12 protein-coding genes and 1 pseudogene are annotated in these 13,802 nt (G+C 69.1%); 10 read left to right on the top strand and 3 right to left on the bottom strand.

All coding sequences use genetic code 11. The features are described 5' to 3' along the window. Positions 1-475: pseudogene (locus BRW65_RS28100) on the top strand (hypothetical protein); the annotation flags it as partial. A 4-nt stretch (positions 476-479) separates the two neighbouring features. Here BRW65_RS28100 and BRW65_RS28095 read toward each other — a convergent pair. The 3 genes from BRW65_RS28095 to BRW65_RS28085 form a co-directional block, all read right to left on the bottom strand. Then, positions 480-1,523, bottom strand: coding sequence for an LLM class F420-dependent oxidoreductase (locus BRW65_RS28095; protein WP_073880330.1), 1,044 nt, complete (start codon positions 1,521-1,523; stop codon positions 480-482). A gap of 78 nt (positions 1,524-1,601) precedes the next feature. Then, on the bottom strand, positions 1,602-2,441 hold the full coding sequence (locus BRW65_RS28090) for a dienelactone hydrolase family protein (protein WP_073880313.1): 840 nt from the start codon (positions 2,439-2,441) through the stop codon (positions 1,602-1,604). A 23-nt stretch (positions 2,442-2,464) separates the two neighbouring features. Beyond that, positions 2,465-2,686, bottom strand: a complete 222-nt coding sequence (locus BRW65_RS28085; protein ID WP_073880311.1) for an Rv1535 family protein — start codon at positions 2,684-2,686, stop codon at positions 2,465-2,467. A 635-nt stretch (positions 2,687-3,321) separates the two neighbouring features. Between BRW65_RS28085 and glmS the strand changes: the two genes are divergently transcribed. The 9 genes from glmS (at position 3,322) to alr (ending at position 13,800) form a co-directional block, all read left to right on the top strand. Then, entirely contained in the window at positions 3,322-5,187 is a 1,866-nt protein-coding gene (gene glmS / locus BRW65_RS28080; protein ID WP_073880309.1) for a glutamine--fructose-6-phosphate transaminase (isomerizing), read from the top strand. 7 nt (positions 5,188-5,194) lie between these two features. Continuing rightward, positions 5,195-6,031, top strand: a complete 837-nt coding sequence (locus tag BRW65_RS28075; protein WP_073880328.1) for a DUF4436 domain-containing protein — start codon at positions 5,195-5,197, stop codon at positions 6,029-6,031. Between the two features lie 119 nt (positions 6,032-6,150). Then, entirely contained in the window at positions 6,151-7,047 is an 897-nt protein-coding gene (locus tag BRW65_RS28070) for a DUF4436 domain-containing protein (protein WP_073880307.1), read from the top strand. 47 nt (positions 7,048-7,094) lie between these two features. Next, positions 7,095-7,934 (top strand): DUF4436 domain-containing protein, encoded by an 840-nt coding sequence (locus BRW65_RS28065; protein WP_073880305.1) that lies wholly within the window; start codon positions 7,095-7,097, stop codon positions 7,932-7,934. Further along, the gene (locus tag BRW65_RS28060) at positions 7,931-8,779 is read left to right on the top strand and encodes a DUF4436 domain-containing protein (protein ID WP_073880304.1); all 849 of its coding nucleotides are present in this window, start codon (positions 7,931-7,933) and stop codon (positions 8,777-8,779) included. Before BRW65_RS28065 ends, BRW65_RS28060 begins: the two co-directional genes overlap by 4 nt. Positions 8,780-8,853: 74 nt before the next feature. Next, complete coding sequence (locus BRW65_RS28055; protein ID WP_073880302.1) at positions 8,854-9,531, top strand: rhomboid-like protein; 678 nt, start codon at positions 8,854-8,856, stop codon at positions 9,529-9,531. 33 nt (positions 9,532-9,564) lie between these two features. Then, positions 9,565-10,986: a bifunctional ADP-dependent NAD(P)H-hydrate dehydratase/NAD(P)H-hydrate epimerase gene (locus tag BRW65_RS28050; protein ID WP_073880326.1), complete on the top strand. Its 1,422-nt coding sequence runs from the start codon at positions 9,565-9,567 to the stop codon at positions 10,984-10,986. Between the two features lie 14 nt (positions 10,987-11,000). Beyond that, positions 11,001-12,383 (top strand): glutamate decarboxylase, encoded by a 1,383-nt coding sequence (locus tag BRW65_RS28045; RefSeq protein WP_073880300.1) that lies wholly within the window; start codon positions 11,001-11,003, stop codon positions 12,381-12,383. A gap of 241 nt (positions 12,384-12,624) precedes the next feature. Continuing rightward, positions 12,625-13,800 carry an alanine racemase gene (alr, locus tag BRW65_RS28040; protein WP_073880322.1) on the top strand — a complete coding sequence of 392 codons (1,176 nt, stop codon included), beginning with the start codon at positions 12,625-12,627 and terminating at the stop codon, positions 13,798-13,800. Positions 13,801-13,802: the final 2 nt, after the last annotated feature.

Raw genomic sequence — 13,802 nt, 5'->3', positions numbered from 1 at the left:
TGCCGGCATGCCGGCGGGTGATCTGGGCGGCGGACTCGGCAGCGGGCTCGGCAGCGGCGGCGGTGAGGGTCTGCTCGGATTGGCCAGCAGGATCGTCGACGCGGTCGGCGGGTTGATCGGCTCGGCGAACGACGGGTCGGGGGGCGACGCCTTCGACGGGGGCGACGCCTTCGACGACGACCCTTTCCAGCCCGACGACAAGGACGACGAACCGGCGAAGGACGAGACCGTCGCGGACGCCGAAGGGGCCAAGCCCGACGCGGCGGCTCCGCCGGCCGACGCACCCGAGCGGCCGGCCGATGCTCCGGAGCCGGTCGACGCGCCGGCGCCGAAAGGCCTGGCACCGGTTGACGCGCCGCAGCCCGTCGCCCCCGCGCCGGTTGCCGCGCCGACGGCGGGCGGGCCGCCGCCGCCCACCGACGGCAAGACGCCCTGCGAGATCGCCGCGGATCAGCTGCCGCAGGCGGGGCAGTGACGGGTCAGGCCGGCCGCAGCTGCAGGACGTCCTCGACGTAGCGCACGGATTCGGCGCGGTCGGTGGCCAGCGGGCTCAGCAGCAGGGTCGTCACGCCGGCCTCGGCGAACGCGGCCAAGCGTTCGGCGACGTAGCCGCGCGGGCCGACCAGCGACATGCCGCGCACCAGCTCGTCGGGCACCGCGTCGATGGCCTCGCGCTTGCGGCCCGACAAATACAGCTCCTGGATGCGGTCGGCGACCTCACCGAATCCGTAACGGGTCGCCAGCGCATGGTAGAAATTGCGGCCCTTGGCGCCCATCCCGCCGAGGTAGAGGCCCAGCTGCGGCTTCACCCACGCCAGCCGGTCGTCGACGTCGTCGCCGATGGCCACCGACGCGTGCACCATGACGTCCAGCGGCCCCAGCGCGGGATCCCGCTTGGCGGCGCCCGCCGCCAGCGCATCGCCCCACACCGACGCGGCCTTGTCGGGAAGGTAGAAGACGGGCTGCCAGCCCTCGGCGATCTCGGCGGTCAGCTCGACGTTCTTCGGGCCCAGCGCGGCGATGGTGATCGGAATCCGTTCGCGCACGGGATGATTGATGAGTTGCAGGCTCTTACCCAGACCCGTCCCGCGGTCGGGCGGCAGCGGGATCTGGTAGTGCTTGCCGTTGTGTTGCAGGCGTTCCCGGCGCCACACCTTGCGACAGATCTCCACGATCTCGCGGGTGCGACCCAGCGGCGCGTCGAACTCGACGCCGTGAAAACCCTCGATCACCTGCGGCCCGGACGTGCCGATGCCCAGCCGGAAGCGGCCGTCGGACACGAAGTCCAGCCCCGCGGCCGTCATCGCCAGCAGCGAGGGGGTGCGGATGTAGATGGGGAACACCCCGGAGGCCAGCTCGACGGTGTTCGTCTTGGCCGCCAGGTATCCCAGCTGGCTGACGGCGTCGAAGGCGTACGCCTCGGCCACCACGGCGACGTCGATGCCGGCCTTCTCGAGTTCCACCACGCGATCGACGGCCTGGTGGAAGCCGCCCGAATAATCCAGCGCGATCCCGATTCGCATCAACGACAGATACCACGACGGCGCCGGCACGCCGCGGGGGCTCGGGAAGTCCAGCCGGCCGGGTTACCCGTTACCGCGTCACTTCAACAGCGCGACGATCTTCTCCTCGAGCGGCACGGCGGCGGCCCCGGGATCCAGCGGCTCCGTCTTGGGCAACTGCGCGTCGGGATCGGCGAAGTCGCGGTAGGTCTTGTCGCCGCCCAGCGTGTAGAGCAGGTAACCGGTGAGCAGCGCGCGCACCGTCCGTTGCGTGCGCCGGTGCGGGCTGGCCAGACCGAACACCTTCGTCAGCCGCCGGCCCTCCACCAGGCCGCCGGGCTGAGCCTTGCTGACGACACGCAGCGTCGCGGCGTCCCACGCGCGGGACAGCGACAGCGCGTTCGATGTCAACGACTTCGGATCGCCCGGCGCGGTCAGGATCAGCCCCGGAAGCCTCAAGGTCGCGGCCGGGGCCTCGGCCGGGGGGCTGGTGACGGCGGGAAACAGCGCGGCCGCCGCGGCCAGCTTGTTGGGCATGCCGGCCGCGGCGAACACCGCGGCCGAGCCGCCGAAACCGTGCCCGACCACGCCGAGCTTGGCGGGATTCACGCTGATCTTGCCCGGCCCGAGCCGCACACCCGACACGATGTCCAGCGCGGTGCCGAGGTCGAAGGCGAAGTTCAGGACCGAGGGGGCCAGGCCGCGCTCGGTGTCGGGAGCGCCGGCCACGATGCCCCAGGACGCGAGGTGTTCGAGCAGACCCGCATACCGGCCGGCCTTGGTCAGCCAGTCGTGCCCGAACGCGACGCCGGGCAGACCCAGCCCCGCCTCCGGGGTGTACACCACCCCGGGCAAACCGGCGAAGGCCAGGTCACCACGCAAAACCCGGTGCGGACCACGACGATTGAGGGCTGCGAACAGCTTGCGGGTGCGGGCCACGCGTCGACGTTAGCGCATCCCGGTCAGGCCATGACCTCGATGACGCCCACCCGCCAGAGCGCCGCGTACATGTGGCGCAACGGGAAGGTCAGTAACCGGGCGGCCGTGTCGACCATCGGGTCGCCGCTGGCGATCGGCTCGCGGTGACGCCGCCGGGGCGCGGGCTTGGGGGCGGGCGCCGGCGCGAGCGTCAGGGTGGGCGCGGGCAGCTCGGTCATTACGTCGTCGAACAAAACAGCGGTCATGATTCTCTCCTAGAAGAAGGGGTGCGGAATTTCGGATTAACATTTACTAACCGTTAGCTATCCGGTGCCTTAAGCGATTGGTGTCAAAGCCTAAATTATTGACACATTGTCAAACGCCGAGTTTAGATAGCTGGACTATCATCATTGATGTCTGTATAAAGCGGCTATTGCTACGAAGATATGATCGCGCTCCGGGCATATATGCTGGTTATCCGCGAGGATATCCAAGCGGTGGTGATCAGGCGGGCGTCAACGAAGCTGTCCTTTCTGGTGACTTAGGCGGTTGCCGGTAGTAGCCGATTCCAGAATCCTAAGTAGGTAAATTGGTACGGCGATGAAGCAAGCGAAAACGTCACAAATACATCAGGTGAAAAGCGTTTCTACCATTTATGAAGGCGATGTAAAGGGGATGGTCAGCGGGCCCGGGCGGGTCGGCCCGGCACCGGTGCCGGGAGGCGACCCGGCTGACCCGCGGACCCGCGGCGTCACGCTCCAGTGCGAGACCAGCGGTCACCCACCGGCGGGCTCCGCCGGCCGGCGGGTTTCGGTCAAAACAGGCCTTCTGCGCAGGTGGGCGGCCTGACCGTCACCGCGGAGTGCGGGGTTGGGGTCCCACCTGCACTACCCTGGTTCGAATGTGCGGAATCGTCGGCTACGTCGGGCAGCAGCCTGCCTGCAAGGTCGTCATGGATGCGCTGCGCCGGATGGAGTACCGCGGCTACGACTCGTCGGGCATCGCGCTGGTCAACGGCGCCGGAACGCTCACCGTGTGCCGCCGCGCCGGCCGGCTGGCCAATCTGGAGGAAGCGGTCGCGCAGATGCCGCCGGAGTCGCTGGGCGGCACCACCGGCCTGGGCCACACCCGCTGGGCCACCCACGGGCGCCCGACCGACCGCAACGCGCACCCGCACCGCGACGCCGCCGGCAAGATCGCCGTCGTCCACAACGGCATCATCGAGAACTACCCCAGCCTGCGCCACGAGCTGGAGGCCTACGGCGTCGAGTTCACCAGCGACACCGACACCGAGGTGGCGGTGCACCTGGTCGCGCAGGCCTACCGGCACGGGGCGACCGCCGGTGACTTCGCGGGCTCGGTGCTGGCCGTGCTGCGCCGGCTGGAGGGCCACTTCACGCTGGTGTTCACCAACGCCGACGAGCCCGGCACCATCGTCGCCGCCCGCCGCTCCACCCCGCTGGTCATCGGGATCGGTGACGGCGAGATGTTCGTCGGCTCCGACGTCGCGGCGTTCATCCCGCACACCCGCAACGCCATCGAGCTCGGCCAGGATCAGGCCGTGGTGATCACCGCGGACGGCTACCGCATCACCGACTTCGACGGGAACACCGACGTCGAGTACCGCGAGTTTCACATCGACTGGGACCTGGCCGCCGCGGAAAAGGGTGGCTACGAGTACTTCATGCTCAAGGAGATCGCCGAGCAGCCCGGCGCGGTCGCCGACACCCTGCTCGGGCATTTCGTCGACGGCCGGATCGTGCTCGACGAGCAGCGGCTCTCCGATCAAGAGCTCCGCGAGATCGACAAGGTGTTCGTCGTGGCGTGTGGCACCGCCTACCACTCCGGGCTGCTCGCGAAGTACGCCATCGAGCACTGGACCCGGCTGCCGGTCGAGGTGGAGCTGGCCAGCGAATTCCGCTACCGGGACCCGGTGCTGGACCGCAGCACCCTGGTGGTCGCCATCTCGCAGTCGGGGGAGACCGCCGACACGCTGGAGGCCGTGCGGCACGCCAAGGAGCAGAAGGCCAAGGTGCTGGCCATCTGCAACACCAACGGCTCGCAGATCCCGCGCGAATGCGACGCCGTGCTCTACACCCGCGCCGGCCCCGAGATCGGCGTCGCCTCGACGAAGACGTTCCTGGCGCAGATCACCGCCAACTACCTGGTGGGCCTGGCCCTGGCGCAGGCCCGCGGCACCAAGTACCCCGACGAGGTCGAGCGGGAGTACCGGGAGCTGGAGTCCATGCCGGACCTGGTCGCGCGGGTGCTCGCGATGATCGATCCGGTGGCCGCGCTGGCGCATCGCTTCGCCCGGTCCTCGACGGTGCTGTTCCTGGGCCGCCACGTCGGCTACCCGGTGGCGCTGGAGGGTGCGCTCAAGCTCAAGGAACTGGCCTACATGCACGCGGAGGGATTCGCCGCCGGCGAGCTCAAGCACGGCCCCATCGCGCTGATCGAGGACGACCTGCCCGTCATCGTCGTCATGCCCTCGCCCAAGGGCCAGGCCACCCTGCACGCCAAGCTGCTGTCCAACATCCGGGAGATCCAGGCGCGCGGCGCGGTGACCATCGTGATCGCCGAGGAGGGCGACGACACCGTGCGGCCCTATGCGGACCACCTGATCGAAATCCCGTCGGTATCAACCCTTTTGCAGCCGCTGCTGTCGACCATCCCGCTTCAGGTGTTCGCCGCCTCGGTTGCCCAGGCCCGCGGTTACGACGTTGACAAACCCCGAAACCTCGCCAAGTCCGTCACCGTGGAGTAGCCGCCGCCTGAGGGTGGCCGCGTTCGGTGTGGTGCTGCTGATCGGCGCCTATGTCGTTTCGATCGTCCTGTACGTCGACGGCGGCATGGGCCATCCCCATGTCGTGGTGCAAGGTACACAGGCGGGCGACGGAACGATGTTGACGAACGACGTCGAGGAGATCCAGTCGCACAACAGTGTCCTGATCGCCAACATCACCGTGCAGCCCGGCCCCGGACTGCTGGACCCCCGCACCCACACCCTCAAGGACGACCTCCACATCTACGCCGCCTCGACGGCCACGAGCAGCAGGCAGACGTGGCCGAAAGGCACGCTGCCCACCGTGTTTCGGGTGTCGCTGGTCCTCACCGGCGAAGTCGCGGATTGGCCGTTCGACGAATACCATTCGGGGCCCGTCGTCGCTGAACTGTCGTCCGGCCCCGAGCACACACCCGTGCCCGCGACGGTGACCCTGGTCGACCGTCTGCTCGGCTGGAACATCGACGTGGTCCGCGTCAACGACGCGGATCCGACCGGCCCGTTCCGGGTGGACCTGTTCCGGACGTCGAGCACGGTGGTGTTCGGGGTTGCCATCCTGTGTGTCCTCATCGGGCTCGCCTGCCTGGGCGCGTTCGTCGCCGTCCAAACGTCGCGCGACCGGCGCAAATTCCAGCCGCCGATGACGACCTGGTATGCGGCAATGCTGTTCGCGGTGATGCCGCTGCGCAATGCGCTGCCCGACGCGCCGCCGTTCGGAAGCTGGATCGACATCACGATCGTGGTGTGGGTGATCGTCGTGTTGGGGATATCGATGGGGCTCTACATCTCTTGCTGGTGGCGGCATCTGCGACCCGAAGCGGCCTAGCTGACGCCCCAAGCCCGAAACCGTCGAATTGCGAACGGCTTCGGCCGTATCGCCGCGAGATGCGCGGCCGGTCCATAAGATTGCCCCTCGGAAGAGCAACGCCACAGGGTAGGAGCAACATGCGGACGGCGGCCAAGAGACTCGCCACGGTGGGTCTCGTCGTGCTCATACTCGGGACGTACATCTCGTTGGTGGGCCTCTACAAGGACACCGTTGAAGGGTCCGCTCCCGGCACCCTGAGCGATACCGCGGAGACGGCCGCCCAGAGCATGGCGACCCTGACCGTGGAAGAGATGCAGTCCAACTACAGCGCCGTCGTCGCCAATGTCGCTGTCGCACCGGGTCCCGCGCTGCTGGATCCGGTCACCCACCGCCTCAAACAGGATCTGGTGCTTCGCGTCCGATCGTCGGCTCAACCCAGTCGTAAGGACTATTCGCCGGGCATGCTTCCCGGCGTCTTCCCCCTCCCGCTGACCATCGCCGGTCACCTGGAACGCTGGCCGTTCGACAACTACGCGTCGGGGCCGATCGAGGTGCAACTCTTCCCCGGCGGCGACACGACGAAGCCCCCCATCCTCATCCCGGTGCGACTCATCGACCACCTATCGGGCTTCAAGGTCTCCATGACCCAGATCCCGGGCCACCTGACGTACCGCATGCAGGTGCGGCGCGCGTTGAGCACCGCCGTGTTCGGCATCGTCATCTGCGGAGTGCTCATCGCCATCGCCGGCCTCGCCGTCGTCGTCGCGGTCCAGACGCTGCGCAACCGGCGCAAGTTCCAGCCCCCGATGACGACGTGGTACGCGGCGATGCTCTTCGCGGTGGTACCCCTGCGCAACGCGCTTCCCGGCCTGCCCCCGTTCGGGGCGTGGATCGACGTGACCATCGTGCTCTGGGTGATCGTCGCGTTGGTGTCGGCGATGCTGATCTACATCGTGTGCTGGTGGCGCCACTTGAGGCCGGAGCCTCCGGTGGTCGCTCCGCAGCCGGATTCGGTCCCGGCGCCGTCCGCCTGAAACCGGCTTCTTTTCAACGCTTTTCGACATCGGCTAGGGGGGCGGTCGTGAAGTTCGGCGTCGTGGCTCTGATCGTGGGCGTCGTCGGGGCGTACGTCGCCTCGGTCGCGCTGTACGCCAACAGCGGGGGGCGCCAGCTCCGCCCGCAGACGGCGGCCGGGGGTGAGAGCAGCGCGGCGACGTTGGTCGTCGAGGACATTGGGTCGAACTACAGCGTGCTGATGGCCAACCTGTCCATCTCGCCGGGATCGGGCCTGCTGGATCCGCAAACCGGGCATCTCAACCAAGACCTCGGCCTCCGCGTGCGATCCGTGGCGACGCCCACTCGCCGGACCTGGACCAAGGGCATGCTCCCCGGTGTCTTTCCCGTCCCGCTGACCATCGCGGGGGAGATCGAGAATTGGCCCTTCGACCGCTACGGTTCGGGGCCGATCGAGATCGAACTCACGCGCGGGAGCAGCGAGACCGTCACCGAACGGCTACCGGTGACCTTCGTCAACCACCTGTCCGGTTGGCAGCTGTCCGCCGCCGGGACCGGCCCCTACCGGGTGAGCGTGCACCGCTCGCTCAGCGCGGCGGCGTTCGGCATCGTCATCTGCGCCGTGCTGATCGCCATCGCCGGACTGGGCCTTTTCGTCGCCGTGCAGACGGTGCGTAACCGGCGCAAGTTCCAGCCGCCGATGACGACGTGGTACGCGGCGATGCTGTTCGCGGTGGTGCCGCTGCGCAACGCGCTTCCGGGTTCGCCGCCCTTCGGCGGCTGGGTCGATATCACCCTGGTGTTGTGGGTGCTCGTCGTCTTGGTGGTGTCCATGCTGCTCTACATCGCCTGCTGGTGGCGGCATCTGAGGCCCGAGGTCACTGCGGCGCCGGCGAGTGCAGTATGAGGTTCGCCGTCGTAGGTCTCATCGTGTCCATCGTGGCGGCATACGTCGCGTCGGTTGCGCTGTACGCCCAAAGCCGCACGGCGCATCACCGGGCGGAGGTGCCGCCTGCGGGCGATACGAGTACGGCGACATTCTCGGTCGAAGACATTCAGTCGAATTACAGTGTCCTCGTTATCAATTTGGCGATTTCACCGGGATCGGCACTGCTGGATCCGCAGACCCAGCACCTCAACGAGGACCTCAGCCTCTGGGTGAGATCGGCCGCGACGCCGACCCGCCGGACCTGGACCAAGGGCATGCTCCCCGGCGTGTTCCCCGTCCCGGTGACGATCGCGGGTGAAATCGAAAGGTGGCCCTTCGACCACTACGATTCGGGGCCGATCGAGGTCGAACTCTTGCATGGAGGCGAGGGGGGCGTGCCCGAGCGCCTGCCCGCCACGTTCGTCAATCACCTCCCGGGCTGGCAGGTCACCGCCAGCAACGACGGAGGGCTCGGTCCGTACCGAGTGACCCTGCATCGGTCCCTGAGCGCGGCGGCGTTCGGCATCGTCATCTGCGCCGTGCTCATCGCCATTGCCGCGATCGGCCTCTTCGTTGCGGTCCAGACGCTGCGTGACCGGCGAAAGTTCCAGCCGCCGATGACGACGTGGTACGCGGCAATGCTTTTCGCGGTGGTGCCGTTGCGCAACGCGCTACCGGGTTCGCCGCCGTTCGGCGGCTGGATCGATATCACCATTGTCCTCTGGGTGCTCGTCGTGTTGGTGATATCGATGCTGCTCTACATCGCCTGCTGGTGGAGGCATCTGCGGCCGGAGGCCCAACGGCCCGGCACACCCGCCGCTTAGGTGCGGCAACCCAACCGTCCGCGTGCAAAGGTAATGACGTGACGAAAGCACCGGTGCGGTCCCGACTGCGCGGCATGGGGCTGTCGGTCTGGCACTACGTCAGCGGCGCGCCGCTGACGTACGGCTGGCTGCTCGTCCTGTTCGTCACGACGCTCATCCAGCACTGGCTGCCCCAGCGGCAACTGCACTCGATGCTGATGCACCATTCCACCAACATCCACGGGTTGGCGCGCGATCCGCTCGATGTGCTGTTTTCCAGCCTGCTGTGGATCGACGGCGACAACCTGACCCCGTACCTGATCCTGTTCTCGTTGTTCCTGGCGCCGGCCGAACACTGGCTGGGCCAGTTGCGCTGGCTGACAGTGGGATTGAGCGCGCACATCCTGTCCACCTATTTCAGCGAGGGCCTGCTGTATTTCGCCATCGAGCAACACGACGCCTCCGAACGGCTGGTGCACGCCCGCGACATCGGCGTGAGCTACTTCCTGGTCGGGGTGATGGCCGTGCTGGCCTACCACATCGCACGACCATGGCGCTGGGGCTATCTGGGGGTGCTATTCATCGTCTTCGGTTTCCCGTTGATCACGATGGACCGTATTGAGCTGAACTTCACCGCAATCGGGCATTTCACCTCGATCCTCGTCGGCCTGTGCTTCTACCCGATGACGCGGCACCAGGACCCCCGGCAGCTGAGTCCGGCGCGCCTGCGGGCGATCGCGCGACGGCCCCGGTCGCCCGAGGCATCGGCCTGAGCCGCGCGGACGCTGACCCGTAATGTGGCTATGGTGCGGCACTACTACTCCGTAGACGCGATCCGCCAGGCCGAGGCGCCGCTGCTGGCCAGCCTGCCCGACGGCGCGCTGATGAGGCGCGCGGCCTTCGGGCTGGCCACCGAGATCGTCGCCGAGTTGCGCGCCCGCACCGGCGGGGTGGCCGGCCGCCGGGTGTGCGCGGTCGTCGGGTCGGGGGACAACGGCGGTGACGCGCTATGGGCCGCCACCTTCGTGCGCCGCCGCGGCGCGGCCGCCGACGCGGTGCTGCTCAACCCGGAACGCGCCCACCGCAAGGGCCTGGCGGCGTTTCGGAAGGCGGGCGGGCGGGTCGTCGAAAGTGTCTCGCCCACAACCGATCTCGTCATCGACGGGGTGGTGGGGATCTCCGGCTCCGGGCCGCTGCGCCCGGCCGCGGCCGAGGTGTTCGCCGCGGTCGACGATGCCGGGATCCCGGTGGTCGCGGTCGACATCCCCAGCGGCGTCGACGTGGCGACCGGGGCGATCAGCGGGCCCGCGGTGCACGCCGCGGCCACCGTGACCTTCGGCGGGCTCAAGCCCGTGCACGCGCTGGCCGACTGCGGGCGGGTCACGCTCATCGACATCGGACTCGATCTGCCGGACACGGACGTGCTGGGCTTCGAGGCGGCCGACGTGGCCGCGCGCTGGCCGGTGCCCGGACCCCACGACGACAAGTACACCCAGGGCGTCACCGGCGTGATGGCCGGTTCCTCGACGTATCCCGGGGCCGCGGTGCTGTGCACCGGGGCGGCCGTCGCGGCGACGTCCGGCATGGTCCGCTACGCCGGCAGCGCGCACCGCGAGGTGCTCGCGCACTGGCCGGAGGTGATCGCGTCACCCACGCCCGCGTCGGCCGGACGGGTCCAATCCTGGGTCGTCGGACCAGGATTGGGCACCGACGACACCGGGGCCGCCGCGTTGTGGTTCGCGCTGGAGACCGACCTGCCGGTGATCGTGGACGCCGACGGGCTGACCATCCTGGCGGCGCACCCCGAGTTGGTCGCCAACCGCACCGCGCCGACGGTGCTGACGCCCCACGCCGGCGAATTCGCCCGCCTGGCGGGGAGTCCCCCCGGGGACGACCGCGTGGGCGCGTGCCGGAAGTTGGCCGACACCTTCGGCGCCACCGTGCTGCTCAAGGGGAACGTCACCGTCGTCGCCGATCCGGGCGGCCCGGTGTACCTCAACCCGGCCGGGCAGTCCTGGGCGGCCACCGCCGGTTCCGGGGACGTGCTGTCCGGCATGATCGGCGCGCTGCTCGCGGCGGGCCTGCCGGCGGCCGAGGCGGCCGCGGCGGCCGCGTTCGTCCACGCGCGGGCGGCGGCGTTGTCGGCGGCCGACCCGGGCCCCGGTGACGCGCCGACGTCATCGTCCCGCATGGTCCCGCACATCAGGGCGGCGCTGGCCGCCCTCTAGGAAGGATTCACCCCGTGCCCCAACACCCGTCGCTGCCCGCGCACTCGATCGCCCCCGCCTACACCGGCCGCCTGTTCACCGCGCCGGTGCCGGCGCTGCGCATGCCCGACGAATCGATGGATCCGGAGGCCGCCTACCGCTTCATCCACGACGAGCTGATGCTCGACGGCAGTTCCCGGCTGAACCTGGCGACCTTCGTGACCACCTGGATGGACCCCGAGGCCGGGCGGCTGATGGCCGAGACGTTCGACAAGAACATGATCGACAAGGACGAATACCCGGCGACCGCGGCCATCGAGCAGCGGTGCGTGTGCATGGTGGCCGACCTGTTCCACGCGGACGGACTGAACGACGCCGACCCCTACAGCGCGTGCGGGGTGTCCACCATCGGCTCCAGCGAGGCCGTGATGCTCGGCGGCCTGGCCATGAAGTGGCGGTGGCGGCAAAAGGTCGGTAAGGGCTGGGAGGGCCGCCGGCCGAATATGGTGATGGGCTCCAACGTGCAGGTGGTGTGGGAGAAATTCTGCCGATACTTCGACGTCGAACCCCGCTACCTGCCCATGGAGGAGGGGCGCTACGTCATCACCCCCGAACAGGTCGTCGACGCCGTCGACGAGGACACCATCGGCGTGGTGGCGATCCTGGGCACCACCTACACCGGCGAACTGGAACCGGTCGCCGACATCTGCGGCGCCCTGGACAAGCTGGCGGCCGGCGGCGGGGTGGACGTCCCCGTGCATGTCGACGCCGCCAGCGGCGGGTTCGTGGTGCCCTTCCTGCATCCCGAGCTGAAGTGGGACTTCCGCCTGCCCCGGGTGGTGTCCATCAACGTCAGCGGCCACAAGTACGGCCTGACCTACCCCGGTGTGGGATTCGTGGTGTGGCGCAGCAAGGAGTACCTGCCCGAGGAGCTCGTCTTCCGGGTCAACTACCTCGGCGGCGACATGCCGACGTTCACGCTGAACTTCTCCCGCCCCGGCAACCAGGTGGTCGGCCAGTACTACAACTTCCTGCGGCTGGGCCGCGACGGCTACACCAAGGTGATGCAGGCGCTGTCCGGGACGGCGCGGTGGCTGGGCGAGCAGCTGCGGGTGAGCGAACGCTGCGAGTTGATCTCCGACGGCTCGGCGATCCCGGTGGTCGCCTTCCGGCTGGCCGGCGACCGCGGCTACACCGAGTTCGACGTCTCGCACGAGCTCCGCACCTACGGCTGGCAGGTGCCCGCCTACACCATGCCCGACAACGCCACCGACGTCTCGGTGCTGCGCGTCGTGGTGCGCGAGGGGCTCTCGGCCGACCTGGCCCGCGCGCTGCACGACGACGCCGTCTCCGCCCTGACCTCGCTGGACAAGCTCAAGCCCGGCGGGCATTACGAGGCGCAGCACTTCGCGCACTGAGCGGTTGGCGCAGTCGGGGACGGGACGCGCGTGTTGCCCGCCTCACAGCGATGGTGCGCGGGGCAGCTCGGGCCGCGGCGGCGTCCGGCCGGCTCCCGGCGCTGACGTCGTCGATTGTCGCTCGGAGGCGGGCGCGTCGGGTGCCGTCCCGCCGAGGGATTGATGTGATCACTGTGGCTTCTGTGACAGCGTGGGGCCTGGCGCGGGCGGCGCATCCGCCGATTCTGGGACAATGGCGGCCATGAAAGGGTGGGCCGTTTCGCCGATCTCCCTGACGCCTGGCCTCCTCGCCGAGGCCCGGGTGGACCTGGGCGCCATTGAGCACAACGTGCGGTTGCTCCGCGAGCACGCCGGCCGCGCGCAGGTGATGGCCGTCGTCAAGGCCGACGGCTACGGCCACGGCGCCACCCCGGCCGCCCGCGCGGCGCTGGCCGGTGGGGCGGCCGAGCTGGGCGTCGCCACCGTCGCCGAGGCGCTGGCGCTGCGCGCCGACGGCATCGCCGCACCGGTGCTGGCCTGGTTGCACCCGCCCGGCATCGACTTCGGGCCCGCGCTGCTGGCCGACGTCGAGATCGCCGTCTCCTCGGAGCGCCAGCTCGACGAGCTGCTGGACGCCGCGCGCCGCACCGGCCGGACCGCGACGGTCACGGTGAAAGTCGACACCGGACTTAACCGCAACGGCGTCCACCCGTCGCAGTACCCGTCGATGCTGGCCGCGCTTCGCCGCGCCGTCGCCGAGGAGGCCATCCGGCTGCGCGGCCTGATGTCACACATGGTGTTCGCCGACCAGCCGGCCAACCCGGTCAATGACCTTCAGGCGCAACGGTTCAGCGAGATGCTGGCGCAGGCGGGCGAGCAGGGGGTGCGGTTCGAGATCGCGCACCTGGCGAACTCGTCGGCCACCATGTCGCGCCCCGACCTGGCGTTCGACCTGGTGCGGCCCGGCGTCGCGGTGTACGGCCTGAGCCCGGTGCCCGAGCTCGGCGACATGGGGTTGATGCCGGCGATGACGGTGAAATGCCCTGTGGCGCTGGTGAAGTCGATCCGCGCCGGGGAGAGCGTATCGTATGGGCACACCTGGACCGCGGAGTGCGACACCACTCTGGCGCTGCTGCCCGTCGGTTACGCCGACGGCGTGTTCCGCTCGCTGGGGGGGCGATTGGAAGTATTGATCAACGGCAAGCGGCGCCCCGGCGTCGGCCGGATCTGCATGGACCAGTTCGTCGTCGACCTCGGGCCCGGTAGCACCGACGTGACTGAAGGCGACGAGGCGATCCTGTTCGGACCCGGCACCGGCGGGGAACCCACCGCGCAAGACTGGGCCGACCTGCTCGGCACCATCCACTACGAAGTGGTGACCAGCCCGCGCGGGCGCATCACCCGGACCTACCGCGAGGCGCAAACCATTGAGCCGTGAGA

The sequence above is a fragment of the Mycobacterium paraffinicum genome, assembly GCF_001907675.1.
GTDB lineage: Bacteria > Actinomycetota > Actinomycetes > Mycobacteriales > Mycobacteriaceae > Mycobacterium > Mycobacterium paraffinicum_A.
Note: the sequence above shows the minus strand (reverse complement) of the source record. Positions and strands in the feature narration are given on the sequence as shown.

Excerpts from the sequence above, each read along its gene's own strand:
- BRW65_RS28095 (WP_073880330.1), bottom strand. The coding sequence starts at position 1,523 with ATGCGAATCGGGATCGCGCTGGATTATTCGGGCGGCTTCCACCAGGCC.
- BRW65_RS28085 (WP_073880311.1), bottom strand. The coding sequence starts at position 2,686 with ATGACCGCTGTTTTGTTCGACGACGTAATGACCGAGCTGCCCGCGCCC.
- glmS (WP_073880309.1), top strand. The coding sequence starts at position 3,322 with ATGTGCGGAATCGTCGGCTACGTCGGGCAGCAGCCTGCCTGCAAGGTC.
- BRW65_RS28070 (WP_073880307.1), top strand. The coding sequence starts at position 6,151 with ATGCGGACGGCGGCCAAGAGACTCGCCACGGTGGGTCTCGTCGTGCTC.
- BRW65_RS28060 (WP_073880304.1), top strand. The coding sequence starts at position 7,931 with ATGAGGTTCGCCGTCGTAGGTCTCATCGTGTCCATCGTGGCGGCATAC.
- BRW65_RS28055 (WP_073880302.1), top strand. The coding sequence starts at position 8,854 with ATGGGGCTGTCGGTCTGGCACTACGTCAGCGGCGCGCCGCTGACGTAC.
- alr (WP_073880322.1), top strand. The coding sequence starts at position 12,625 with ATGAAAGGGTGGGCCGTTTCGCCGATCTCCCTGACGCCTGGCCTCCTC.